The sequence below is a fragment of the Actinokineospora auranticolor genome (genome assembly GCF_002934265.1).
Classification (GTDB): Bacteria; Actinomycetota; Actinomycetes; order Mycobacteriales; family Pseudonocardiaceae; genus Actinokineospora; species Actinokineospora auranticolor.
The window spans coordinates 188,954-213,567 of record NZ_PTIX01000007.1; the positions used below are offsets into that span (position 1 = coordinate 188,954).

At 74.1% G+C, this 24,614-nt stretch carries 18 protein-coding genes; 15 read left to right on the forward strand and 3 right to left on the reverse strand.

Annotated elements, in window-relative coordinates; translation table 11 throughout:
* The first annotated feature begins 51 nt into the window (after window positions 1-51).
* Both CLV40_RS15600 and CLV40_RS15605 read left to right on the forward strand, forming a co-directional pair.
* On the forward strand, window positions 52-2,064 hold the full coding sequence (locus CLV40_RS15600) for an acyl-CoA dehydrogenase family protein (protein WP_104479624.1): 2,013 nt from the start codon (window positions 52-54) through the stop codon (window positions 2,062-2,064).
* 133 nt (window positions 2,065-2,197) lie between these two features.
* Window positions 2,198-2,608, forward strand: coding sequence for a DUF3040 domain-containing protein (locus tag CLV40_RS15605; RefSeq protein WP_104479625.1), 411 nt, complete (start codon window positions 2,198-2,200; stop codon window positions 2,606-2,608).
* 217 nt (window positions 2,609-2,825) lie between these two features.
* On the opposite strand, the gene CLV40_RS15610 is transcribed toward CLV40_RS15605, so the two are convergent.
* Genes CLV40_RS15610 through CLV40_RS15620 form a run of 3 tightly spaced genes read right to left on the reverse strand, consistent with a single transcriptional unit; the run spans window position 2,826 to window position 7,742 of the window.
* Window positions 2,826-5,228: a transglutaminase TgpA family protein gene (locus CLV40_RS15610; RefSeq protein WP_104479626.1), complete on the reverse strand. Its 2,403-nt coding sequence runs from the start codon at window positions 5,226-5,228 to the stop codon at window positions 2,826-2,828.
* On the reverse strand, window positions 5,225-6,490 hold the full coding sequence (locus CLV40_RS15615; RefSeq protein WP_104479627.1) for a DUF58 domain-containing protein: 1,266 nt from the start codon (window positions 6,488-6,490) through the stop codon (window positions 5,225-5,227). The genes CLV40_RS15610 and CLV40_RS15615 overlap by 4 nt, the downstream gene beginning before the upstream one ends.
* A 10-nt stretch (window positions 6,491-6,500) precedes the next feature.
* Window positions 6,501-7,742, reverse strand: a complete 1,242-nt coding sequence (locus CLV40_RS15620) for an AAA family ATPase (RefSeq protein ID WP_245931313.1) — start codon at window positions 7,740-7,742, stop codon at window positions 6,501-6,503.
* A gap of 855 nt (window positions 7,743-8,597) precedes the next feature.
* On the opposite strand from CLV40_RS15620, the gene mraZ reads away from it, so the two are divergent.
* From mraZ to murC, 13 genes are all read left to right on the forward strand, one after another.
* Window positions 8,598-9,029 carry a division/cell wall cluster transcriptional repressor MraZ gene (gene mraZ / locus CLV40_RS15625; protein WP_104479763.1) on the forward strand — a complete coding sequence of 144 codons (432 nt, stop codon included), beginning with the start codon at window positions 8,598-8,600 and terminating at the stop codon, window positions 9,027-9,029.
* A gap of 154 nt (window positions 9,030-9,183) precedes the next feature.
* Entirely contained in the window at window positions 9,184-9,528 is a 345-nt protein-coding gene (locus tag CLV40_RS15630; RefSeq protein ID WP_104479628.1) for a hypothetical protein, read from the forward strand.
* On the forward strand, window positions 9,525-10,481 hold the full coding sequence (rsmH, locus tag CLV40_RS15635; RefSeq protein ID WP_104479629.1) for a 16S rRNA (cytosine(1402)-N(4))-methyltransferase RsmH: 957 nt from the start codon (window positions 9,525-9,527) through the stop codon (window positions 10,479-10,481). Before CLV40_RS15630 ends, rsmH begins: the two co-directional genes overlap by 4 nt.
* A complete protein-coding gene (ftsL, locus tag CLV40_RS15640) occupies window positions 10,478-11,572 on the forward strand; it encodes a cell division protein FtsL (RefSeq protein ID WP_104479630.1) in 1,095 nt (364 codons plus the stop codon). The genes rsmH and ftsL overlap by 4 nt, the downstream gene beginning before the upstream one ends.
* Window positions 11,573-12,326: 754 nt before the next feature.
* Window positions 12,327-12,602: a hypothetical protein gene (locus tag CLV40_RS38020; protein ID WP_181043525.1), complete on the forward strand. Its 276-nt coding sequence runs from the start codon at window positions 12,327-12,329 to the stop codon at window positions 12,600-12,602.
* A gap of 257 nt (window positions 12,603-12,859) precedes the next feature.
* Complete coding sequence (locus tag CLV40_RS15650) at window positions 12,860-14,704, forward strand: peptidoglycan D,D-transpeptidase FtsI family protein (protein WP_104479632.1); 1,845 nt, start codon at window positions 12,860-12,862, stop codon at window positions 14,702-14,704.
* A 227-nt stretch (window positions 14,705-14,931) separates the two neighbouring features.
* The gene (locus tag CLV40_RS15655) at window positions 14,932-16,557 is read left to right on the forward strand and encodes a UDP-N-acetylmuramoyl-L-alanyl-D-glutamate--2,6-diaminopimelate ligase (RefSeq protein WP_245931333.1); all 1,626 of its coding nucleotides are present in this window, start codon (window positions 14,932-14,934) and stop codon (window positions 16,555-16,557) included.
* Window positions 16,554-18,017, forward strand: a complete 1,464-nt coding sequence (locus CLV40_RS15660) for a UDP-N-acetylmuramoyl-tripeptide--D-alanyl-D-alanine ligase (RefSeq protein ID WP_104479633.1) — start codon at window positions 16,554-16,556, stop codon at window positions 18,015-18,017. The genes CLV40_RS15655 and CLV40_RS15660 overlap by 4 nt, the downstream gene beginning before the upstream one ends.
* Complete coding sequence (gene mraY, locus CLV40_RS15665) at window positions 18,014-19,099, forward strand: phospho-N-acetylmuramoyl-pentapeptide-transferase (RefSeq protein ID WP_104479634.1); 1,086 nt, start codon at window positions 18,014-18,016, stop codon at window positions 19,097-19,099. The genes CLV40_RS15660 and mraY overlap by 4 nt, the downstream gene beginning before the upstream one ends.
* Window positions 19,100-19,122: 23 nt before the next feature.
* Window positions 19,123-20,517 (forward strand): UDP-N-acetylmuramoyl-L-alanine--D-glutamate ligase, encoded by a 1,395-nt coding sequence (murD, locus tag CLV40_RS15670; RefSeq protein WP_104479765.1) that lies wholly within the window; start codon window positions 19,123-19,125, stop codon window positions 20,515-20,517.
* Window positions 20,517-21,992: a putative lipid II flippase FtsW gene (gene ftsW, locus CLV40_RS15675; RefSeq protein WP_104479766.1), complete on the forward strand. Its 1,476-nt coding sequence runs from the start codon at window positions 20,517-20,519 to the stop codon at window positions 21,990-21,992. The genes murD and ftsW overlap by 1 nt, the downstream gene beginning before the upstream one ends.
* Window positions 21,989-23,128 carry an undecaprenyldiphospho-muramoylpentapeptide beta-N-acetylglucosaminyltransferase gene (gene murG, locus CLV40_RS15680; protein WP_104479635.1) on the forward strand — a complete coding sequence of 380 codons (1,140 nt, stop codon included), beginning with the start codon at window positions 21,989-21,991 and terminating at the stop codon, window positions 23,126-23,128. The genes ftsW and murG overlap by 4 nt, the downstream gene beginning before the upstream one ends.
* Window positions 23,125-24,561, forward strand: coding sequence for a UDP-N-acetylmuramate--L-alanine ligase (murC, locus tag CLV40_RS15685; protein ID WP_104479636.1), 1,437 nt, complete (start codon window positions 23,125-23,127; stop codon window positions 24,559-24,561). The genes murG and murC overlap by 4 nt, the downstream gene beginning before the upstream one ends.
* The last annotated feature ends 53 nt before the right edge of the window (window positions 24,562-24,614 follow it).

A 24,614-nucleotide genomic window follows, 5' to 3' on the forward strand; every position in this document is an offset into this window, starting at 1 on the left:
ACCGGCGCACGCCGCCCCGCGCGGTTAGCGTCGGGGGAGAAGGAGGCCACGATGGACGGTAGTGCGACAGCCCGGTTGACCGAGGTGCTCGACGGCCGATGGGCGCGAGTGCGGCGGGACGCGCGGCAACGGATGGCCGAACTGCCCTCACCCCACACGTACGACCTCAGCACCGAGGAGCACCGCGCACAGGTCTACGCCGAACTTCAGGAGCTGGCCGAAGCGGGCTACCCCCGCGCCGGTTTTCCCAAGAGCCACGGCGGCGACGGCGATACCGGCGCCACCCTGACCTCCTTCGAGATGCTCGGCTTCGGCGACCTCTCCCTCATGGTCAAGGCCGGTGTCCAATGGGGACTGTTCGGCGGCGCCGTCGCGGCCCTGGGCACCGAGCCCCACCACGACCGCTACCTGCGCGCGATCATGGACCTCGACCTGCCCGGCTGCTTCGCCATGACCGAGACCGGCCACGGCTCCGACGTGCAGAACCTGCGCACCACCGCCACCTACGACCCCGTCACCCGCGAGTTCGTCGTGCACACCCCGCACGAGGCCGCCCGCAAGGACTACATCGGCAACGCCGCCCGCGACGGCCGCGCCGCCGTGGTCTTCGCGCAGCTCATCACCGGCGGCGAGAGCCGGGGCGTGCACGCGCTCGTGGTCCCGCTGCGCGACGAGCACGGCGCCCCGCTGCCCGGCGTCCGGATCGCCGACTGCGGGCGCAAGGCGGGCCTCAACGGCGTCGACAACGGCCGCCTCTGGTTCGACAACGTCCGCGTCCCCCGGGAAGCGCTCCTCAACCGCTACGGCGACGTGGCCCCCGACGGCACCTACACCAGCCCCGTCGAGGGTGACTCGCGGCGGTTCTTCACCATGCTCGGCACCCTCATCCGCGGCCGGATCAGCGTCGCGGGCGCGGCGGGCAGCGCGACCAAGAGCGCGCTCACCATCGCCGTGCGGTACGCGCTGGAACGCCGCCAGTTCCCGCGCCCGGGGGAACCGGAGGAGGTCGTCCTCCTCGACTACCTCGCCCACCAGCGCAGGTTGCTGCCCGCCCTGGCCACCACCTACGCCCTGCACTTCGCCCAGGAACAGCTCGTCACGACCCTGCACGAACTCGCCGACGAACCCGACGACCGCCGCCAACGCGAGCTGGAGTCCCGGGCCGCCGGGCTCAAGGCCGCCACCACCTGGCACGCCACCCGCACCATCCAGACCTGCCGCGAGGCCTGCGGCGGCGCCGGGTACCTCGCGGAGAACCGGCTGCCGCAGCTCAAGGCCGACACCGACGTGTTCACCACGTTCGAGGGCGACAACACCGTGCTCTACCAACTCGTCGCCAAGGGCCTGCTGACCGGTTACCGCCAGCACGTGCACGACCTGGGCACCGCGGGCATGGCCCGGTTCATCGCCGACCAGTTCGTCGGCACCGTCATCGAGCGCACCGCCGCCCGATCGCTCATCGAGCGCCTGGTCTCCGCCGTCAGCCCGCAGAACGACGACACCGACCTGCTCGACCGCGGCTGGCACCTGCGGCTGTTCGAGGACCGCGAGAAGCACGTCCTCGACACCCTCGCCCGCCGACTGCGCCGGGCCGGGGCACCCGGCGCCGACGCGTTCGAGGTGTTCAACAACGCCCAGGACCACGTCCTGCGGGCCGCGCGCGTGCACGTCGAGCGGGTCGTGCTGGAGGCGTTCGTCGCGGGCGTCGACCGGTGCGCCGACCCGGACGCGGCCGCCCTGCTCAACCGGGTGTGCGACCTGCACGTGCTCTCGGCGGTGGAGGCCGACCTCGACTGGTTCCTCGGCCACGGCAGGCTCAGCACGACCCGGGCGAAAGCCGTCACGGGCGCGGTCAACGACCTCTGCCGCGGCCTGCGCCCGCACGCCGGGACCCTGGTCGACGCCTTCGCCATCCCGGAGCCGCTGGTCGGGGCGCCGATCGCCACCGGGGCGGAGCGTGATCGACAAGACGCGCAACGGCGTCACGAGACGCCTCCCGGCGCCGGGGCGCTACCCCGTACGGAGGACACCCGGGCAAACCCGGCAACAGCGGCCACGTCGTGATCCGGGATCGGGTAGTCGCGGGGGGAAACGCCCCGTATCCTGGAGGCGACACCCCCACCGAGGAGTGCCCGCCGGGTCCGGCGGCAACCGTGATCGCCCGGCGCCCGCGACCGCTGTGCCGGAGGAGGAACGTATGCCACTCTCCGAGCACGAGCAGCGACTGCTCGACCAGATCGAGCGCGCGCTCTACGCCGAGGATCCCAAGTTCGCCTCCACCGTCCGAGGTGCCCGTCTCCGCAAGCCGTCTCGACGGCGCAGGCTGCAGGGTATCGCCCTGTTCGTCCTGGGGGTCGCGCTCCTCGTGCTCGGTGTGATGCTGCCGTTCAAACCGGCTGGTATCCCCGTGGTGAGCCTGCTCGGCTTCCTGGTGATGTTCGTCGGCGCTCTGCTGACGCTGACGGCGCTGCGCCAGGGCGGCTCCGAAACGGAGTCGGGTCAGGAGTCCGCGGGCGGGGGTGGCGGCGCCGCCGCCCACCACCGCCGAGGCTCGTTCTCGCAACGCATGGAGGAGCGCTTCAAGAAGCGCTTCGACGACGAGCGTTAACTCAGCAGAACCCACGGCTTAGCGCCGGGAACCGCACCACGCGGACCCGGCGCACAGCCATGTCCGGGGTCAGGTCGGACCCCACCCCGCGGTATGGCGCCCGGTCGCGGGCCGAAGTGCGCGGGCCTGCCTGGCTTCCCGTTCGCCCCTGGAACGGCGGTGGCCGCCACACCGCAGCGGGTGTGACGGCCACCCGAGTCCGAATCCGGGGTGCCTCTCAGTTCTCGTCGTCCCCGCGCTTGCGCTTGCGGGGCCGCAGCACCGAGCGGGGCAACAGCCTGCCGCGCCAGTCGAGCGGCGACGAGCGGCGCAGACCGCGCACCACCTCGTCGAAGGCCGCCGCCAGCTCGGGGTCCCGGTCGCGCCTGCCGCCGTACCACGACCGCTCCACCGAGTTCACCACCGTGCGCAGCGCCTGCTTGCTGCCGTCGTCCAGGCTGTGCTCCTTGACCAGCCTGCGCGCGGCCGTGCGGACCGTGTCGGTGTCCGGCGCCCGCGTGCCCCGGTCCCACGACTCGGCCAGCAGCTCCGTCCAGGCCGCCGACGCCGCGTCCGGCGAGTCGCCCAGCACCGCGTCCCGGCGCTGCCGCCTGCGCCAGTCCCGGACCAGCGCCGGGACCGCGCCCAGCACGGCCAGCACCAGGAGCGCGCTGAGCCACCACGACAGCAGCGAAAGCAGGAACACCAGCGCCAGCACGCCGACCCCGATCGCCAGCGGTCGCGCGATCCGCAATCGCGCCGCGTAGGCCAGCGCCACCAGCGCCGCCGCCACCACGCCCAGCCCCAGGGCCGTCCACGCCTGCCACGACCACGGCGTCGCCACCTCGCCGGGCGTCTTGGCGCCCGCCTGCGGGGTCTGGTCCTTGCCCGGGTCCGTGCGCGGCGCCGCCGCGGTGGTGGTGGTCGCGGTCGGCGGCTTCTCCTCGCTGACCCCCGTCGCCGGGCCGGAGCTCGGCGGGGAGCTGGCGTAGGGCGGGTTGTACGTGCGGCCGTCCGACAGCGGCGTCGGGTCGAAGGTGACCCAGCCGTGGTCGGGGAAGAAGACCTCCACCCACGCGTGCGCGTCCTGGGTGGTGATCGACCGGTAGTCGCCGGTCAGGAAGCCCGCCGTGTAGCCGATGGCCACCCGCGACGGGATGCCGACCGCCCTGGCCAGCAGCGCCATCGCCGAGGCGTACTGCTCGCAGTAGCCGACCTTCGAGTCGAACAGGAAGTCCCGCAGGGCGGTCTCGTCGCTGCCCTGGCCGGTCTGGGTCTGGTACTTGAAGCCGTTGGCCGAGTTGGTGAAGTGCGTCTTGAGCGCCAGCACCTTGTCCAGCATCGTCGGCTGGTCGCGGGTGAGGTCCTTGGCCAGCTGCACGACCCGCGGGTCGATGCCCTCGGCGTCGAAGTACATCTCGTGGACCTCGCTGAAGTCCGAACCCGCCAGCCGCAGGTCGCCCGCCGTGGGCTGGCTGAGGTCGGCCGCCTCGACGTAGCGGTCCAGCTTGCGCGCGTTGCGCGCGTAGACCATCCCGCCGCCCAGGTCGTAGAACATGTTGTCCGGCAGGTCGAACATCTGGCGGGGGGTGCCGTACACCGGCGCCCAGTTGTCCTCGTAGTTGATCGGCTCGATCTCGATGCGCGTCTGCGGACCCTGGCCGTCGTCGCCGGGGGCCGCGGGCAGCGGCCCGGCCGCGCGGACGTTGGTGGCCAGCGCGCTCGCGGGCACCCAGCCGCCGTCGCGCTCGAACCGGGGCAGGGTCAGCGCGCGCAGGTAGCGGGTCTCGTTGCCGAGGCCGCGCACCCGCAGCAGCTCCCGGTTGCCGCCCTGCTCCAGCATGCCGCGCAGCTTGGTGAACGGTTTGAGCGCCAGCCCGCCGCCGGTGCCGCCGCCGGTGCCGTCGCCCGGCAGGCTGCCAACCGTGCCGATCCCGGTGATCAGCCCACCGGCCAGCAGGCCCAGCACCAGCGCCGAGGACACCATGGCCGTCGGGGAACCGAACCCGGCGCCCCGGGTCGGCAGCGCCGCCTGGTTGCGCCAGAGCCGGTGCCGGTGCGTGCCGTCCACCGCGAGCAGCACCGCGAACGACCCGGCGCCCAGCACGAACGACCACCAGGGCAGCAGGTCGTCGGCCAGCGACGCCGGGACCGCGTAGACGCACAGCAGCACCAGGCCACAGGCCGCCGGGGTGCCCGCGGCCACCGCGAGCGTGTCGACCAGCACCCCGACCAGGCCGATGGCGATCACCACCAGGCACAGCACCGGCCGGGTCTCGGCGACCGGCGGCACGCCCGTGCGCACCGCCTCCACCGAGTCGGTCAGCACCCGGCCCAGGGCGTCGAAGGCGTCCGGGCCCGGTAACAGGCCCAGCACACCGCTGTCGGTGAACAGCGCGGTCAGCAGGCACAGCAGGCCGACCAGCTGGGCCAGCACCACCAGCAGGGTCGGCGTGCGCAGCGCCCGCAGCCCGAGGCCGATGGCGGTCACCACGATCACCGCGACACCCGCGTGCCCCAGCCACCGCGCGCCCTCGATCACCCCGGACAGCGCGGTCGACGCGCACAGCGTGGTGACCGCCGCGACCACCGGGGTGACCGTGGTCGACCACTGGGCCTGCGCGGTCGTCCGCTCGCTCATGAACCAGCTCCCGCGATCATCGAATCGCCGCGCCGCGTGCCGGTGCGGCACACGCCGCCCCACACCTGGCCCATCGGCACGTCCGGGCGGGCGGTGGTGACGCCCCAGCCCGCGGCGGCCAGCAGCGCGCCCGTCGCCCTCGGGTCCACGTCGTCGTCCTCGCCCGCGCCCCAGGCGGGCGTGTCCAGCAGCACCGCGATGCTGCGCACGCCGCGCGTGCGGTACCGGATCAGCCTGCTGATCGAGTCCGGGGTGGCCGCACCGAGGATGGCGATCAGTTCCTGGCCGTGGCCGGGGTCCGCCGGGCAGGAGATCTCCCGCTGGTGCACCGGCTGCAGCGCGGCCAGCGCGTCGAGCACCGCGGCGTCGCTGTGCCCGCCGTCGCCCGCGTCGCTGACCAGCACGGCGCCGGTCTCCGACACCAGCCGCACCGGGTGGCCGTGGCGGTGCAGGTGCACGCAGATGCTCGCGGCGAAGGACACCGCCCACTCCAGGCTCGACGCCGCGCCCACCCCGCGGTGGCCGCTGATCCGCCGGTCCAGCAGCACCGTGGTGCCGCCGCGCCAGGGGCTCTCCTCGACCCGGACCATCATCTCGTCGCGCTTGGCCGTGGACCGCCAGTGCACCTTGCGCAGGTCGTCGCCCTGCCGGTACGGGCGCACGATGGCGTCGTCCTCGCCCTGACCGGCGTTGAGCCGGACCGAGCCGTCGTCACCCGAGCCGAGGCCGGAGCCGCCCGGCAACCCGGACAGCGCCACCACCCGGGGCACCACGACCAGCCGCGACACCCCGGCCAGCTCGCGCTCGAACTCGGCCAGGCCGAACGGGTCGGTGACCGTCGCCTTGAGCGGGCCCAGCTGCTGGATGCCGCGCAGCATCGGCTGCAGCGAGTAGCGCAGCTGGGTGCCGGTGTGCCGGGGCAGGTGCTCGATCAGGAACCGCGGCTTGCCGCCGAGCGCGTACGGGACGCCGTCGGAGACCAGCAGGCCGACCGTGGGCAGCCTGCCCGTGCTGTGCACGTCCAGCGCCACGTCCGCCCGGCCGCCGACCGGCACCCGCAGCGGCGAGATGTGCCTGCGCGCGTGCAGGCCGACCCTGGTCATCGCGGTGAACACGCAGACCAGCAGCGGCAGCGCCACCACGAACACCGAGACCCGCAGCAGGTCGCGCTCGTTGAGCATCACCGAGCACAGCGCGGCGGCGAGGCCCGCGGCCAGCAGGCACCGGCCCCGCGTGGTCAGGCCGGACAGGGCTCCGCGCATCGGCTGCCCCTCAGCGCCCGCGGGCGGTGGACCACTGCGCGCCGCCCTCCGGCGTCGCCTGGGGCACCGGCACCCGCTGGATCAGGCCGCGGACGAGCTCGGCGGGGGAGCGGCGCGAGGCCTGCGCCTCCGGGGTGAGCACCAGGCGGTGGGCCAGCACCGGGATCGCGACGGAGTGGATGTCGTCGGGCACCACGTACTCGCGGCCCGACAGCGCGGCCTGCGCCCGGGCCGCGCGCACCAGGTGCAGCGTGGAGCGGGGCGAGGCGCCGATCCGGATCTCCGAGAGCCTGCGGGTGGCCGAGACGACCTCGACGGCGTAGCGGCGCACCTCCTGGGTGATCTGCACCGCGCGCACCGTCTCGATCATCGCGCGCACCTGGTCGGCGTCGGAGACCGGGCGCAGCGTGGCGAACACGTCGTGGCCCGCGTGCTCGTCGACCATGGCCAGCTCGGCCTGCGGGTCCGGGTAGCCGATGGACACCCGCGCGGTGAACCGGTCGCGCTGGGCCTCGGGCAGCGCGTAGGTGCCCTCCATCTCGATCGGGTTCTGCGTGGCGATCACCATGAACGGCGAGTGCAGCTCGTAGGTGTTGCCGTCGACGGTGACCTGGTGCTCCTCCATGCACTCCAGCAGCGCGGACTGGGTCTTGGGGGAGGCGCGGTTGATCTCGTCGCCGACCACGATGTTGGCGAACACCGGGCCGGGCCGGAACTCGAACTCGTTGGTCTGCCGGTTGAAGATCGAGACCCCGGTGACGTCGCTGGGCAGCAGGTCCGGGGTGAACTGGATGCGGCTGACCGAGCAGTCGATGGACCGGGCCAGCGCCTTGGCCAGCGAGGTCTTGCCGACCCCGGGCACGTCCTCGACCAGCAGGTGGCCCTCGGCCAGCAGCGCGACGAGGGCGATGCGCACCACCTCGGGCTTGCCGACCAGCACCCGCTCCACGTTCGCCGCGATCCGCTGGGTGATCGCGTGCAGCTCCTCCAGCTTGCCGCCGGGGCCCGCGGGCACCGGCGCGTGCTGACCGGTGCCGTGCTGGCCCGCGCCGTGCTGGCCGTGCTGCGGGGCGTGCTGGGCGGGGGCGTACTGCGCCGGGTGCGGCTGCGGCGCCTGCTGGCCGGGGTGCGGCTGCGGCGCGTGCTGGTGCCCGGGAGGCGCGTAGGGCCCGTTCTGCCCCGCGAACGGCTCGCCGCCCGGACCCGGGTAGTGGCTACCGGGCAGAGCGGTGGGCGGGGTACTCGACGTCACGCGACCTCCTGGTATCTCGGCGGCTGTCCGGCTCGCCCGGCGCCACCGGGGCCCGCCGGGACGGGGGCTGGTGGCCCGCGCCCGGACAATCGCCCGCCACACCGGGGTGTGGCCGCGACAGCCTGCCATGAAGTGTGTCAAACAAGGGCGAAGTACCCAACGTCGTCCACGGCGCCGCCGCGCGGTCCGCGCCGGTCCGATCTTGCCAGGGTAGGTCGTACGGGGTGCGGGCGACCGGGGTTCCACAGGTTGTCCGCCGGGCGGGCCCTCGGGCCGGTCCACCGGTGCCCGCGCCGCCCGGAACCCACCTGTGACGGACTGCGTCGAGTAGGACGCGCGGCCCCCGCCGGGGTTGGTCCGGCGGCGGTGTCCGCCGCGTCCCGCCGGGCGGCCCGTGGGGTGGCGTGGGCGGTCCGGTGGCGGGTGCTGGGCCGGACGGCCGTGGGTGGACCGCCGAGTTCGTTGACTCTGCGTGATCGGGGTGCGACGGCGCGAGCGCTACCCGAATGGGTGAGCGCGGCGACCGCCCCACGACGCCCCACCGGGCCGCCCCCGGGTCCCCCACGACACCCCACTCATGGCCGTGACATGCGGTTCGCGCGATTCGTGACGCCGTTTCGAAGTTCGTTTCACGCTTTCCGGGACGGCTCCCGGGTAACCCGAGCCGGTCATGCCCCCCACCGCGCCCCACCGCGCCCACCCGCACTCTAGCTGGGAAAACGCTGATGGAGCGGCGCCGGAACCCACGCGATTCGCGTTGACTGTGGTGAAAAGTGGGGTACTGTGGCGCCAAGTGGGGCACACGGGGGCTCCATGGCCGATGCGATCGGTATCGGTGGGGAGGTGGGTGTCGGGATGTTCCTCGGCACGCACACCCCCAAGCTCGACGACAAAGGGCGGCTCACACTGCCCGCCAAGTTCCGGGAAGCGCTCGCGGGTGGGTTGATGGTCACGAAGGGTCAGGATCACTGCCTCTACGTGTTCCCGCGCGCGGAGTTCGAGGACATGGCACGCAAGGTCGCCGCGGCACCCCTGACGAACGAAGCGGTCCGCGCCTACCAGCGGTACCTGTTCGCCGGAACGGACGAACAGCGACCCGACGGCCAGGGGCGGGTCGCGATCGCACCGGAACTGCGCAAGTACGCGGGCCTGACCAAGGACTGCGTGGTCATCGGGGCGATCACCAGGTTGGAGATCTGGGACGCGCAGGCGTGGCAGACCTACCTGGACGAGCACGAGGAGAGCTACGCCCAGGCCCGGGAGGAGGTCCTGCCCGGAGTGTTCTGACGGGTCTGGGACGAGAGAAGGCACGGGTGCCGTGAGGCCTCGGTCCGCTCGCTTTCGGCCCTGGCACACCTTCCCCGGTGCCAGGTCCGACGAGCGGGCGGGGACCTGGCGGCACCCGTTGTGTCCGGGCGGTGCGTGGGAGAGAGGTTCGGCGATGAGAGCGCGTGCAGGGACCGGTCCGGCCCCCGCGCGCCCAATCGCCGCGGACCCGCCGACGTCGTACAAGTCGCACGACCCGCGGTCCGACACCGACTCCCGGGCGGTCGACCGGCCGCTGCGGCTGGTGCCGGGCACCGGCGCGCACGCCAAGCCCGACCCGGCCCACGGCCGCGGGGTCACCCTGGTCGAGGATGAACCCACCCGCCCCCGCCACGCCCGCGAGCGGGACGACCGCGACTACGCCTGGCGGCTGGTGGACGCGCCCCGCGACGGTGACCGCCCGCCCGCCGCGGGCGACCTGGTGAGCTCCGTGGTCGTCGGCACCGAGGTGTGCCCATGACGGAGCAGCCACGGCACGAGCCGGTGCTGCTGGAGCGCATCATCGAGCTGTTCGCCCCGGTCCTGGCCGACCGACCCGCGGTGCTGGTCGACGCCACCCTCGGCCTGGGCGGGCACTCCGACGCGCTGCTGTCCGCGCACCCGGAGCTGGTCCTGGTCGGCCTCGACCGGGACCCGAACGCGCTGGCCAGGTCCCGGGAGCGGCTGGCCAGGCACGGCGACCGGGTGCACCTCGTGCACACCGTCTACGACGGACTCCCCGAGGCGCTGTCCGGGCTGGGACTGTCCCGGGTGGACGCGGTGCTGTTCGACCTCGGCGTGTCGTCCATGCAGCTCGACGTGGCCGACCGCGGCTTCGCCTACGCCCGGGACTCCCCGCTGGACATGCGGATGGACCAGACCACGGGGCAGACCGCGGCCGACGTGCTCAACACCTACACCGCGGGCGACCTCACCCGCGTCCTGCGCGACTACGGCGAGGAGCGCTTCGCCTCCCGCATCGCCAAGGCCGTCGTGGCCGAACGCGACCGCGAGCCGTTCACCACCAGCGCCCGGCTGGTGGAACTGCTGTACGCGGCCGTGCCCGCCGCGACCCGCCGCACCGGCGGCCACCCGGCCAAGCGCACGTTCCAGGCGCTGCGCATCGAGGTCAACGCCGAGTTGGACGTCCTGCGGCGCGCCATCCCGGCCGCCCTGTCCGCGCTGCGGGTGGGTGGCCGGATCGTCGTGGAGTCGTACCAGTCCCTGGAGGACCGCATCGTCAAGCGGTGCCTGACCGACCTGGCCAAGTCGACGACGCCGCCGGGCCTGCCGGTCGAACTGCCCGAGCACCGCCCGTACTTCCGCCTGCTCACCCGCGGCGCCGAGGTCGCCGACGAGCGGGAGGTCGCGGCCAACGCCCGCGCCCAGTCCGTCCGGCTCCGCGCCGCGGAACGAATCCGGGAGGCCACATGACCACCGTGCCCGGCACCGATTCCGCGCACCTGCCGCAGCAGTCCCGCCGTCCCGGCGATGAACAACCGGCGCCCCGCGTCCCCCGGCGCCGCCGCGCCACCGAGCGCGTGCAGCCCGGGGGTTTCTGGCGGCTCGGGCGGCGGGCGCCGAGCCCGACCGAGCCCGAGGACCCGCGGTCCCGGCGCGACGAGAGCGGGACCGATCCGGAGGACGGCGGGGTCGAGCAGGTCGTGCCCGCCCCGTCCGAGGTGGACGCGACCCACCGATCCGGTGGGGATGACGAACCCGGGCTCGAGTGGGACGGGGAACCGCCTGAGGGTGACTCGGGCGAGGTGGAGCGAGACCGTCCCGGTGCGGGGACGCGGGGTCCGTCGGGGTGGCGGGCCGGGGTAAGCGGGGGGTTGGGGTTGGGGACGCGTGGTTCGGCGGGCTCGACCGCGGGGCGCGGGGGCGCCACGCGGACGGGTGCGCGGAAGAAGACCGAGGGCACCGCACCGCGCAGATCCGCGGCGCGCGGGCGTAGTGGCGTCGAGGTGCTGGACGCGCCCCCCGCGGTTGAGCGCCGTCCCGGCGTCGTCGAACGCGCCCGCCGTCCGCAGCGGGACGGCGCGGCCCGGTCGCACTCCACCGCGCGCGCCGCGGCCACCCAGGAGAACACCTCCGGCCGCGCGAGCTTCGTGGTGCTGATCATCAGCCTGCTGGTCGTCGGCGTCGCCGCGACGCTGTGGCTGACCACCCAGGCCGTCGCCGACTCGTACCGGCTGGAGGGCGCCAAGCAGGCGGCCACCCTGCTGGCCGAGCAGGTGGAGCGGTTGCAGCAGGACGTGGCCAAGCAGGAGTCGGCGCCCGCGCTGGCCGACCGCGCCCGCGCCCTGGGCATGGTGCCCGCGGGCGACGCCGCGTGGCTCGTGGTCACCCCCGACGGGCGGATCAAGGTCGTCGGCACGCCGAAGCCCGCGGCACCGGCACCGGCCACACCGGACCCGACCCAGCCGGACCCGGGCCAGCAGCCCCCGGCGGGGGAACAGCCCCCGGCCGGGACACCGCCCGCGCCGGAGGGGAACCCCCAGCCGGGCACCGGTGGTGGCTGACGGGGCGAGGTAGACCCGGCCGTCCTCGACGGCGGGGACGGGCAGCGGGACCCGGGGCGGACCGGGAACCGGTGTGGACGGACAGGTGCTTGCCGTGCTCCACAGTGGAGCGCCGGTCGGCACACCGGTGGCCGGTGTGGGAGCGCGGGCCGGCGAGGGCGGGGAGAGCGCTGTGCGCACTGGTCGTGCCATGCGACGGCACAGCACCGGCGTGCGCGCGGAACCGACCACCGAGCGCGATCACTCCCACACCATCCGTGGCCTGCCCGCACCGGCCGGTGCCCCTGGTAGGCCCTTGTCGAGCGGGACAACGCCGGGGACCGCGACGGGCGGCCGACTTCGCGCCGACGCGTGGCGGCGGATGCCGGGCGGGAATGCCGCCGATCGCGTCGGCCGGTGGGTGGCCTTCGCCGGTGGGCGAGTGAACTCCGCCGGTGTCGCGGGCGGTCGCGATCCGCGCTGGGCGGCGTGCGGGGCGCGGGGTACCCGAAGTCGGGGCGTTGGTCCCCGGGATCGAAAGAGCGAGCGGGTCGGCGGGCGCGTTGTCCGGGGCGATGGGTGGCCGGGGCGTCGTGGTGCGGGCCTGGGTGATCGGTGCGTTGAACTGTCCGGTGCGGTGCGGGGACGAAGGTGGTCGTGATGGGACGGGACAGTTCTGGGCAGGGCGGCCGCGGGGACCACGACGGCCGGGACGGTGGCACCAACCGGAGGTCCGCGCGCGGTGGGGCCGTGCCGGGCGGCTCCGGGGCGCGGCGTGCCGGGCAAGCGGGTTCCACCGGACGCGGGGCGGGTGGAACCGGTCGCGCTGGGGCGGGGGGAGCCGGTCAGCGGGGCGCAGGGCGTGGTGGCGAGCAGCGGGGAGTCGGGGACGTGGGTGGTGGCCGTGGGGACGACGGGCGCGGTGCGGGGCGGGGGAACGAGCGGCGGATCGGCGGGGGTGCCGCCGGTGACGCGCGTGGCCGGGCCGGGGGCGGACGCGCGGGGGATCCCCGGGGCGGAGTTGGGCGCGCGGGTGAGCCGCGCGCGGTGAGCGGGCGTGGTGGCGCCGGTGGAGCGGGTCGTGATGCCGGCGGGCGCGCGGGCGGGACTGCCCGGAGCGTGAGCGCCGGGCGTGGTGCCGGTGGTGCCGGAGCGCGTGATGGGCGGGGGATTGCCGGGCGTGCGGGTGGGGGCCGTACTAGTGGAAACGGGGGGTGGCGTCCCGAGAGCGGGCAGGGACGGCCCCGTGGGAAGCAGGGCCCGGGCAAGGGCGGTGTGGCCGTCCGGGAACGGGTCTCGCCCGGCCGGATGCGGCGGGTCGGCAAGCGGGCGGCTGGGTCGGACCACCGGGTGCGGGTGGTGGTCACGCGGTTCCTGCTGATCGCCGCCCTGGTGGTGGCCGGGCTGAAGTTGGTGCAGGTCCAGGGCTTCCAGTCCGAGGCGCTGGCGGCGCAGGCCGCCAAGCAGCGGATCACCCGGATCCCGATCGCCGCCACCCGCGGGTCCATTGTGGACCGCAACGGGGTGGAGCTGGCCTTCAGCGTGGAGACCCGGTCCATCGCCTACCGCCCCAAGGCGATGCGGGCGCGGACCGCGGAGGCCAACAAGAAGCTGGCGCCCAACAAGCAGTTGTCGTTCGACGACGACACCGCGAACATCGCCCGGGACATGGCGCGGATCCTGGGGTCGGCGGTGTCCGAGCCGGAGCTGCTGACCAAGCTGCGGTCGGACAACTCCTACGTGTACCTGGCCAACAACGTCGAACCGGCCAAGGCCCGGGAGCTCTCCGACCTGCACCCCGACCTCAACCTGGAGGCCCGGGCCCGGCGGGAGTACCCCGGCGGGTCGCTGGCCGCCAACGTGATCGGGTACGCGAACTGGCGGATGAACGACCCCGCCGAGAAGCAGAACCTGCACGGCCTCTTCGGCCTGGAGATGCTGCGGGACTCCGAGCTCTCGGGCACGCCCGGCAGCCAGGTCGTGGAGACCGAGGGCGGCTCCGACGTGGTCCTGCCCGGCTCCGGCCGGGACGTGAAACCCGCCGTGGACGGCTCGGACGTCGAGCTGACCATCGACGCCGACCTGCAGTACTTCGTGCAGCAGAAGGCCGCCGAGTACGCCAAGCGCAGCGGGGCCAAGAGCGCGAGCGTGGTGGTGCTCGACGCCAAGACCGGCGAGGTCTACGCGCTGGCCAACGACAAGACGTTCGACCCGTCGACCTCGCCGGGCGGGCAGGCGCTCAACGACCCGGCGGTGACCACGCCGTACGAGCCGGGGTCGGTGAACAAGGTCGTCACCGCGATGGCCGCGCTGGAGTACGGGGTCACCACCCCCGACGCCATGCACGCGGTGAACGGGTCCATCCAGGTGGCCGACCGCACGGTCGGCGACGCGTGGTCGCACGGTCGGCTCAACATGACCACCGCGGGCATCTTCGCCAAGTCCTCCAACGTCGGCACGCTGCTGCTGGCCCAGCAGGTCGGTCCGGACCGCTTCGCCGACATGCTGGAGCGGCTCGGCCTCGGCAAGCGCACCGGCGTCGGCCTGCCGGGCGAGAGCGCCGGGCGGCTGCCCGCGCGGAACCAGTGGTCCGGCAGCACCTTCGGCAACCTGCCCATCGGCCAGGGCCTGTCGATGACCGTGCTGCAGATGGCCGGGATGTACCAGGCGCTGGCCAACGACGGCGTGCGCGTGCCGCCCCGGATCGTGAAGGCCAGGATCGCCCCGGACGGCACCCGGATCGAGGAGCCGCGACCCGAGGGCGTGCGCGTGGTGGGCCCGGAAACCGCCCGCACCGCGCGCGACATGCTGCGCGCGGTGATGCAGAAGGCACCCGGTGGCAACAGCGGCACGGCGCCGGGTGCCGCGGTGACCGGCTACCAGATCTCGGGCAAGACGGGCACCGCGCAGCAGTACGACCAGACGATCGGCCGCTACAGCGACAGCAAGTACTGGATCACCTTCGCGGGCATCCTGCCCGCGGACGACCCGCGGTTCGTGGTGGGCATGGTCTACGACACGCCCGTGTACTCCACATCGGACGGACACTCGGCCGCGCCGTTCTTCCACGACGTGGCCGCGTTCCTGACCCAGCGCTACAACATCCCGCTGTCCAAGGAGCAGGCCCCGATCGTGCCCCTGGTCCAGCCGTGATCGTCCGCGCGGGACGGTCGGCGGCGACGGCGGGGAATGACCGCGGCCGTACGCGGATCCGAGTGAACGCATGTTCGAACCAGGTGGCTCGAAACCGGGTTTGACGTGCGAAAACAGGGTCAAGTCGATCGGTGGGGGATGAGCACCGGGGCGGGCGGGGGCGGCCACCGCTCGGTCGCCTACCGCATCCCCTCGGGGGCCCGCGATCGAGGGGCCGCGTGGTCGCCCTGCGTGCGCGGGTAGCCTTCCGCGACGTGCCCGCCAAGCTCGAAGGCAAGGCTGTCACAGCGCCGCCTCGCCCCACCCGGACCCAGCCCGTGCCGCTCGCCGCGTTGCTCGCGCGCGCGGACGCGCGCTTGACCGCGGTCGAGGGCGCCGGAACCGGCCACGACACCGGCAGCCGCACCGCGGCCCGGTCGTCCGATGTGGTCGTGACGGGCGCGACGCTGCGCGCACAGCATGTCCTCCCCGGAGACCTCTTCGCCGCTCTGCCCGGTGCCCGCGCGCACGGGGCCGACTTCGCCGCCCAGGCCGTGGCCGCGGGCGCCGTCGCGGTGCTCACCGACCAGGCGGGCGCCGAGCGCCCCGCCGTGCGCGACGCGGGCGTGCCCGTGCTCGTGCACCCCGACCCGAGGGCCGCGCTCGGCCCCGTGGCCGCGTGGGTCTACGGCGAGCCGTCACTGGCGCTGCGCGTGCTCGGCGTGACCGGCACGTCCGGCAAGACCACCACCAGCCACGTGGTCGACGCGGGCCTGGTCGCCGCCGGGATCACCACCGGCCTGATCGGCACCGTCGAGACCCGCATCGCGGGCGCCCGGCTGGCCAGCGCCTTCACCACCCCCGAGGCCCCGGACCTGCAGGCGCTGTTCGCCGTGATGCTCGAGCGCGGCGTCACGCACGTGCCGATGGAGGTCTCCAGCCACGCGCTGAGCCTGGGCCGGGTCTCCGGCACCCGCTTCGCCGTCGGCGCGTTCACCAACCTGTCCCAGGACCACCTCGACTTCCACCGGGACATGGAGGACTACTTCCAGGCCAAGGCGCTGCTGTTCGACGGCCGCTCCGCCGCCGAGGTGGTCTGCGTCGACCAGGAGTGGGGCCGCAGGCTGGTCAGACCGGAGACGGTCACCGTCTCGACCACCGGCGACGCGTCCTGGACCGCTTCCGAGGTCGAGGTCTCCCGCACCGGTGAGCAGTCCTTCCTGCTGCACCCCCCGCACAGCGGCCCGGTGCGCGCGACCCTGCCGATCCCGGGTCCGTTCAACATCGCCAACGCGCTGCTCGCCGCTGGTGTCCTGCACGCGGTGGACGTGCCGTTGGAGGCCATCGTCCGCGGTCTGGCCGAGGTGCGCGTCCCGGGCCGGATGGAGCGCGTCGCGCTCGGGCAGGACTTCACCGCCGTCGTCGACTACTCGCACAAGCCCGAGGCCGTCGCGCTCGCCCTGGACGCGGTCCGCGCGCGCACCGAGGGCCGCGTCATCGCGGTGCTCGGCTGCGGCGGCGACCGCGACACCGCCAAGCGCCCGCTGATGGGCGAGGCCGCCGCCCGCCGCAGCGACCTGCTGGTCGTCACCGACGACAACCCCCGCTCCGAGGACCCCGCGCGGATCCGCGCCGCGATGCTGGCGGGCGCGGTGGCCGTGCCCGACGGCCAGCGCGGGGAGGTCGTCGACATCGGCGACCGCAGGCTCGCCATCGCGACCGCCGTGGCCAACGCCCGTCCCGGCGACGTTGTGGTGATCGCGGGCAAGGGGCACGAAACCGGACAAGAGGTCGCGGGAGTGGTGCACCCGTTCTCCGACCGCGACGAACTGGCCGCGGCCATCCGCGAGCGGTTGGGAGCCACGAACCGATGATCGGACTTACCCTGCGCGAGATCGCCGACGCCGTCGGCGGCACCCTGCACGACGTGGACGGGACCGAGGTCGTCACCGGCACCGTCGAGTTCGACTCGCGGGAGGTCACCCCCGGCGGCCTGTTCCTCGCCCTGCCCGGCGCGGCCTTCGACGGCCACGACTACGCCGCCGCGGCCGTCGAGCGGGGCGCGGTCGCCGTGCTGGCCGCCCGCCCGGTCGACGCCCCGTCGGTGGTCGTCCCCCCGGTGTCCGAGGCGCACACGCGCGCGTTCGCCCTCGCGGCGGACAAGGACGGCTCGGGCGCGGCCGTCATGGCGGCCCTCGCCAAGATCGCCCGCCTGGTCGCGGGCAGGCTCATCGAGGCCGGTCTGACCGTCGTCGGCGTCACCGGGTCCTCCGGCAAGACCTCCACCAAGGACCTCATCGCCCAGGTCCTGGCCCCGACGGGGGCCACCGTGGCGCCCCCGGGCTCGTTCAACAACGAACTCGGCCACCCCTGGACCGTCCTGCGCGCCGACGAGCACACCAAGCACCTCGTGCTCGAACTCTCCGCGCGCGGACCCGGCCACATCGCGTCCCTGTGCCACACCGCCCCGCCGCGGATCGGCGCCGTGATCAACGTCGGCACCGCGCACCTGGGCGAGTTCGGCACCCGGGAGGACATCGCCAAGGCCAAGGGCGAGCTGGTCGAGCAGCTGCCGGAGGACGGCGTGGCCGTGCTCAACGCCGACGACCCGCTGGTCGCCGCCATGGCGAGCCGCACGCGGGCCCGGGTCGTGCTGGTCGGCGTCGCCGAGAGCGCGCACGTGCGCGCCGTCGACATCACCCTCGACGACCAGGCCCGCGCGAGCTTCCGCCTGGTGACCCCCAAGGGCGAGGCCCAGGTCACCCTCGGCCTGCACGGCGCCCACCACGTCGGCAACGCGCTCACCGCCGCCGCGATCGGCCTGGAGCTGGGCGCGACGCCGCAAGAGGTCGCGGACAGGCTCACCGGCGCACAACGCGTTTCCGACCGCCGCATGGAGGTCACGACCCGCGCGGACGGCGTCACCGTCATCAACGACGCCTACAACGCGAACCCGGAATCGGTGACCGCCGCGCTCAAGACGTTGGCCACCATGGCGCGGGCAGGCAACCGCCGCCGGTCCTGGGCCGTCCTCGGGGTGATGGCGGAACTCGGCGACGAGTCGGTGCGGGGGCACGACGAGATCGGCAGGCTCGCCGTTCGACTGGACATCAACCGCCTGGTGGTGGTGGGCGACCAAGCCCGCGCCATGCACCAGGGGGCGAGCCTGGAGGGCTCGTGGGGAGAGGAGTCGGTACTCGTGCCGGACGTCGATGCCGCGGTCGCGCTGGTGCGCGCCGAACTGGCGCCGGGTGACCTCGTGCTCGTGAAGGCGTCGAAGTCCGCCGCGCTGTGGCGGGTCGCCGAGGCGCTGCTCGCGGAGGACGCCCAGTGAAGTCCATCCTGATCGCCGCGGCGATCGCCATGGTCGTGTCGATCCTGCTGACGCCCTACCTGATCCGGGTCTTCTCCCGGCAGGGCTTCGGCCAGGAGATCCGCGAGGAGGGCCCGCAGGGCCACAAGAGCAAGCGCGGCACCCCGACGATGGGTGGCGTGGCGATCATCGTCGCCATGTGGGCCGGGTACGGCACCTCGCACGTCGCCAACGCCATGTCCGAGCGCGGCGACAGCCCCACCGCCTCCGGCCTGCTGGTGCTGATGCTGGCCACCGGCCTGGGCCTGGTCGGCTTCCTGGACGACTTCATCAAGATCCGCAAGCAGCGCAACCTCGGCCTGAACAAGACCGCGAAGCTGGTCGGCCAGCTGGTCGTCGCGGTCGCCTTCGCCATCCTCGCGCTGCGCTTCCCCGACGAGCGGCAGCTCACCCCGGCCTCGGACAACCTGTCGTTCGTCCGCGACATCTCCATCGTCTCCTTCGGCGGCATCGGCTTCATCGTCTTCTGCTACCTGGCGGTCGGCGTCTGGTCGAACGCGGTGAACTTCACCGACGGCCTCGACGGCCTCGCGGGCGGCTCGTCGGCGATGGTCATGGGCACCTACGTGGTCATCTCGTTCTGGCAGTTCAGCCACGACTGCTCGCGGGTGGCCGAGGCGGCCTGCTTCGACGTCCGGGACCCACTCGACCTGGCGGTGGTCGCCGCGGCGGCGATGGGCGCGTGCATCGGCTTCCTCTGGTGGAACGCCGCGCCCGCGAAGATCTTCATGGGCGACACCGGCTCGCTGGCGCTGGGCGGCTTGGTCGCGGGTCTGTCCATGGCCACCCGCACCGAGCTGCTGATGATCGTGATCAGCGGTCTGTTCGTGGTCGAGATGGTCTCCGTGGTGCTGCAGATCGCGATCTTCCGCACCACCCGCAGACGCCTGTTCCGGATGGCGCCGTTCCACCACCACTTCGAGCTCGCCGGGTGGGCGGAAACCACGGTCATCATCCGGTTCTGGCTGCTGGCGGGCGTCTGCGCGATGTTCGGCCTCGGCCTGTTCTACGCGGACTGGCTCGCCGCGGGCGGAGGCCGGTGACCCCCGGGGAGCATTGGGCGGGCCTGGTCACCGGTCGCCGGGTCCTGGTGGCCGGTGCCGGGGTGACGGGGCGCTCGGTGGCCGCCGCGCTGGTCGCGATGGGCGCCGAGGTCACCGTGACCGACGCGAACGCCGACCGGTTGGCCGAACTCGCCGACACCGGCGCCGCGCTCGTCCCGGGCCTGGCCGAACCGCCACCGGGCACCGACCTCGTGGTCACCAGCCCCGGCTGGCACCCGACCAGCCCCCTGCTGGTCGCCGCCGCGACCGCGGGCGTCGAGGTGATCGGCGAGATCGAGCTGGCCTGGCGGATGTCGGCCCGGCTGCCGGAACCGCCCGCGTGGTTGGTCGTGACCGGCACCAACGGCAAGACCACCACCGTCTGCATGCTGGAGTCGATCCTCAAGGCCGCCGGTCTCAACGCGGTCGCGTGCGGGAACGTGGGCCTGCCCGTGGTCGACGCCATCCGCGCCGGGCACGAGGTCTTGGCAGTGGAGCTGTCCAGCTTCCAACTGCACTGGCAGTCCTCCCTGCGCGCGGAAGCCTCGGTGGTGCTCAACGTCGCCGAGGACCACCTCGACTGGCACGGGTCCCTAGAGGAGTACGCGCGCGCCAAGGGCCGCGCGCACAACGGCGCCAAAACCGTGGTGCACAACCTCGCCGACGAGTGGTCGACCCGACTGGCCGCGGAGCACGACGGCACCCGGGTCGGCTTCGGCCTGGGCGTGCCCCGGCCCGGTGAGCTCGGGCTCGTCGAGGACCTGCTGGTGGACCGGGCTCTCGTCGCCGACCCGGCCAACGCGGCCGAGGAACTCGCCGCGCTGGCCGACGTGCGACCGGCCGGACCGCACAACGTCGCCAACGCGCTCGCCGCCGCCGCGCTCGCCCGCGCGCACGGCGTGCCGCCGGAGGCCGTCCGCGAGGGCTTGCGCGCCTTCGTGCCCGGCGCGCACCGCGCGGTCCCGGTGGGCGCCGTCGACGGCGTCGAGTTCGTCAACGACTCCAAGGCGACCAACCCGCACGCCGCCGCCGGTTCGCTGCTGGCCTTCGGGTCGGTGGTGTGGGTCGCGGGCGGCCAGCTCAAGGGCGCGAGCGTGGACGACCTGGTCCAGCGGGTCGCCGGGCGGCTGCGCGGGGTGGTGCTGCTGGGCGCGGACGCGGGCGTGTTCGCCGCGTCACTGGCGCGACACGCCCCGGATGTCCCCGTCGAGCGGGTGGCTCCGGGAGACGATGAGGCCATGATCGCAGCGGTCCGCGCGGCAGGCGCAATGGCACGATCGGGTGATGTCGTACTGCTCGCGCCCGCCGCCGCCTCCCTGGACATGTACGCCAACTACGCCCACCGCGGCGACGCGTTCGTCGCCGCGGTCGACCGGTGGCGCGGCGAGAGGGACAGCGGCCCCGCCGGGGGTCGGTGATGGTCGCCGTCCCGGACACCGCGCCCGCCCGGCCGCGGCGGGCCTCGCGCGTCCCCCGCCGGGTCAGCGCCATCCGCGTCGCGCTCACCGGCTGGCTGGGCAGGCCGCTGGCCTCCTTCCACGTGGTGCTGGCGATCTTCACGCTGCTGACCGTGCTCGGCCTGGTCATGGTGCTGTCCGCGTCGCCGGTGGTGTCGCTCAACACCGGCGCGGGCCTCTACACGGTCTTCAAGAAGCAGCTGCTCTACGTCCTCATCGGCGCGGTGCTGTTCTGGGTGTGCCTGCGGGTCCCCCTGGCCCGCATCCGCGCGCTGAGCCCGTCCTCGATCGTCGTGGGCCTGGTGCTGCTCGCGGTCGTGCTGACCCCGTTGGGCGTCAAGAGCAACGGCGCGCAGAGCTGGTTCCGGTTGGGCCCCATCTCCTTCCAGCCCATCGAGCTGTGCAAGCTGGCGCTGGCGCTGTGGGGCGCGCACGTGCTGGTCACCAAGAAGGCCGTGCTGCACAAGTACCGGCACCTGCTGGTGCCCGTGCTCCCGGTGGCGCTGCTGATGTTCGCGCTCGTCATGCTCCAGCCCGACCTCGGCGGCACGATCACCCTCGGCATCGTGCTCACCGCCCTGCTGTGGTTCGCGGGCGCCCCGATGCGGCTCTTCGGCGCGCTCGCCGCCGGGGGCATCGCGGGCGTCGCGCTCCTCGCGGTCGGCACCACCTACCGCCTCGACCGCGTGCTGAGCTTCCTCAGCCCGGACAAGGACCTCAGCGGCAAGGCGTTCCAGGCCCAGCAGGCCAAGCTCGCGCTGGCCGACGGCGGGTTCTTCGGCCGGGGCCTCGGGCAGGGACCGTCCAAGTGGAACTTCCTGCCCAACATCCACAACGACTTCATCTTCGCGCTCATCGGCGACGAGCTCGGCTTCGTCGGCTGCCTGGCCGTGCTGGGCCTGTTCGCGATGCTGGCCGTGGTCGGCATGCGCATCGCCACCCGCAACATCGACCCGTGGATCCGCATGGTCGCCGCCACCCTCACGGTGTGGCTGGTGGCCCAGGCCGCGATCAACATCGGCTACGTGATCGGGATCCTGCCGGTCACCGGCATCACGCTGCCGCTGATCTCCGCGGGTGGCACCTCGGTCGTGGTGACCATGATGGTGTTCGGCATCCTGGCCAACTGCGCGCGGCACGAGCCCGAGGCGGTGTCGGCGCTACGCTCGCAGGGACCGGGGCGCTTCGGCAAGCTCATGAAGCTGCCCGCGCCGGACCCGTACCAGCCGCCCAAGAAGCGCAAGCCCGCCCGACCGACCGCCCCGCCGCGGGGCGCCGACCGGCGCGGGGGCGTTCCGCCCCGTCGGAACGTGCCGCAGGCGGAGGGTCGCAGGCGGGCCCCGGAACGACAGGGATACAGCCGGGCGGGTGCGCCCCAGGCCCGGCAGAAGGCAACCCGCGGTAACCCGCGGGCACCTAAAGGAGGACGTCGTTGACCGTTGGTCCCACCGGTGGGAGTCAGCCGACCCGCAAGGGCCCGTGCGTGGTGGTCGCGGGGGGTGGCACGGCCGGGCACATCGAGCCCGCGCTGGCGCTGGCCGACGCGGTCCGGCGGCTGCGCCCGGACGCCCGAGTGGTCGCGCTGGGGACCGAGCGCGGCCTGGAGAAGACCATCATCCCCGCGCGCGGCTACCCGCTGGAGATGATCCCGCCCGTCCCCATGCCCCGGAAGCCGAACTTCGACCTGCTCAAGCTGCCGCTGCGCGTGCGCTCGGCGGTCAAGACCACCCGTGACGTGCTCGACCGGGTCGGCGCCGACGTCGTGGTCGGCTTCGGCGGCTACGTGGCGCTGCCCGCCTACCTGGCCGCCCGCGGCCGGGTGCCGATCATCGTGCACGACTCCAACGCCAAGGTCGGCCTGGCCAACAAGGTCGGCGCCCGGTTCGCCGAGCGGGTCGCGGTCGCCGTCGAGGACTCCGGCCTGCCCGACGCCGAGGTGATCGGCATCCCGCTCCGCGAGTCGATCATCAACCTGGACCGGGCCGCGCTGCGCGCCCGGGCCCGGGAGTTCTTCGGCCTCGACCCGCACGCCCCGACGCTGCTGGTGTTCGGCGGCTCGCAGGGCGCCCGCACGATCAACAACGCGGTCTCCGGCGCGGCGCGCGACCTGGCCGACGCGGGCATCGGCGTGCTGCACGCGCACGGCCCCAAGCACACCCTCGCGGTGCAGTCGGTGCCCGGCAGGCCGCCGTACGTCACGGTGTCCTACCTGGAGCGCATGGACCTGGCCTACGCGGCGGCCGACGCCGTCGTGTGCCGGGCGGGCGCCATGACGGTGGCCGAGGTGTCGGCGGTGGGCCTGCCCGCCGTCTACGTGCCGCTGCCGATCGGCAACGGCGAGCAGGCGCACAACGCCAAGCCGGTCGTGCGCAACGGCGGCGCGCTGCTGGTCGACGACGCCGACTTCACCCCGTCGAAGGTCGCCGAGCTGGTCGTCCCGATCCTCACCGACCACCGCAGGCAGGTCGACATGGCCACCGCCGCGCGCGGCACCGGGCACCGCGAGGCCGCCGACGTGCTGGCCCGCATGGTCCTCGACGCGGCGTTCAAACACTCGGGCCGCTCGTCGTGAGCGGCCCGCTCGACCGCGCGCGCCAGGTCGACCCGCTCGACCGCGCGCACCTGGTCGGCATCGGCGGCGCGGGCATGAGCGGCATCGCCCGCATCCTGCTCGCCCGCGGCCACGCGGTGTCCGGCTCCGACGCCAAGGAGACCCGCGCGTTCCTGACGCTGCGGGCCCAGGGCGCGCGCATCGCCGTCGGGCAGGCGGCCGACAACCTCGACCTGCTGCCCGGCGGTCCCACCGCGGTCGTGGTGTCCACCGCGATCAAGGAGACCAACCCGGAGCTGGTCGAGGCGCGGCGGCGCGGCCTGCCCGTGCTGCACCGGTCGGAGGCGCTGGCCGCGCTGATGGCGGGGCACCGCGTCGCGTGCGTCGCGGGCACCCACGGCAAGACGTCGACCACGTCGATGCTCACCGTGGCGTTGCAGCACTGCCGCCTGGACCCGTCGTTCGCCATCGGCGGCGACCTCAACGAGTCCGGCGCCAACGCCCACCACGGCACCGGCGGGATCTTCGTCGCCGAGGCCGACGAGAGCGACGGGTCGTTCCTGGCTTTCACCCCGTCGGTCGCGGTGGTAACCAACGTCGAGGCCGACCACCTCGACCACCACGGCACCGTCGACGCCTACGTGGCCGTGTTCGACCGGTTCCTCGACCGGCTCGCCCCCGGCGGTGTGCTGATCACCTGCGCGGACGACCCCGGTGCCGTGGCGCTGGCCGCGCGGGCCGCCGCCAAGGGCCTGCGGGTGCGCCGCTACGGCCGGGCCGCCACCGCGCCGGGCGACGCCACGCTGCTGGACTACCGGCCCGCCGACGGCGGTGGCCTGGCCCGGGTGTCGCTGGACGGCCAGGAGATCGAGCTGGGCGTCGCGGTGCCCGGTGAGCACATGGCGGGCAACGCGCTCGCCGCGCTGCTGGCCGGGCTGGAGCTGGGCGCCCCGCTGGCCGGGCTGGGCGCGGGCATCGCCGCGTTCGGCGGCGTGCGCAGGCGGTTCGAGTACAAGGGCGCGGCGGCGGGGGTGCGCGTCTACGACGACTACGCCCACCACCCCACGGAGGTCGACGCCCAGTTGCGCGCGGTCCGGCCCGCCGCGGGCGACGGGCGCGTCGTAGTGGTGTTCCAGCCGCACATGTACTCGCGCACCAAGACGTTCGCGCGCGAGTTCGGCGCCGCCCTGTCCCTGGCCGACGAGGTCGTCGTGCTCGACGTGTTCGGCGCCCGCGAGGAGCCCGAGCCCGGTGTCAGCGGCGCGCTCGTCGCCGACGCCGTCGACCTGCCCGCCGGTCAGGTGCACTACGAACCCGCCTTCGACCGCGTACCCGGCCTGGTCGCCGGGCTCGTGCGCGAGGGCGACCTGGTGCTCACCATGGGCGCGGGCGACGTGACCATGCTCGGCCCCGAGGTGCTCGCCGCCCTGGAACCCGGGTCGGGCACCCCGTGACCGGCGCCGCCCCCGGGCGGGTGGGTGGCCGCGCGCGGCGCGGGCCACGCCGG

Excerpts from the sequence above, each read along its gene's own strand:
- CLV40_RS15600 (WP_104479624.1), top strand. The coding sequence starts at position 52 with ATGGACGGTAGTGCGACAGCCCGGTTGACCGAGGTGCTCGACGGCCGA.
- CLV40_RS15605 (WP_104479625.1), top strand. The coding sequence starts at position 2,198 with ATGCCACTCTCCGAGCACGAGCAGCGACTGCTCGACCAGATCGAGCGC.
- CLV40_RS15610 (WP_104479626.1), bottom strand. The coding sequence starts at position 5,228 with ATGAGCGAGCGGACGACCGCGCAGGCCCAGTGGTCGACCACGGTCACC.
- CLV40_RS15615 (WP_104479627.1), bottom strand. The coding sequence starts at position 6,490 with ATGCGCGGAGCCCTGTCCGGCCTGACCACGCGGGGCCGGTGCCTGCTG.
- mraZ (WP_104479763.1), top strand. The coding sequence starts at position 8,598 with ATGTTCCTCGGCACGCACACCCCCAAGCTCGACGACAAAGGGCGGCTC.
- CLV40_RS15630 (WP_104479628.1), top strand. The coding sequence starts at position 9,184 with ATGAGAGCGCGTGCAGGGACCGGTCCGGCCCCCGCGCGCCCAATCGCC.
- rsmH (WP_104479629.1), top strand. The coding sequence starts at position 9,525 with ATGACGGAGCAGCCACGGCACGAGCCGGTGCTGCTGGAGCGCATCATC.
- ftsL (WP_104479630.1), top strand. The coding sequence starts at position 10,478 with ATGACCACCGTGCCCGGCACCGATTCCGCGCACCTGCCGCAGCAGTCC.
- CLV40_RS15650 (WP_104479632.1), top strand. The coding sequence starts at position 12,860 with ATGCGGCGGGTCGGCAAGCGGGCGGCTGGGTCGGACCACCGGGTGCGG.
- CLV40_RS15660 (WP_104479633.1), top strand. The coding sequence starts at position 16,554 with ATGATCGGACTTACCCTGCGCGAGATCGCCGACGCCGTCGGCGGCACC.
- ftsW (WP_104479766.1), top strand. The coding sequence starts at position 20,517 with ATGGTCGCCGTCCCGGACACCGCGCCCGCCCGGCCGCGGCGGGCCTCG.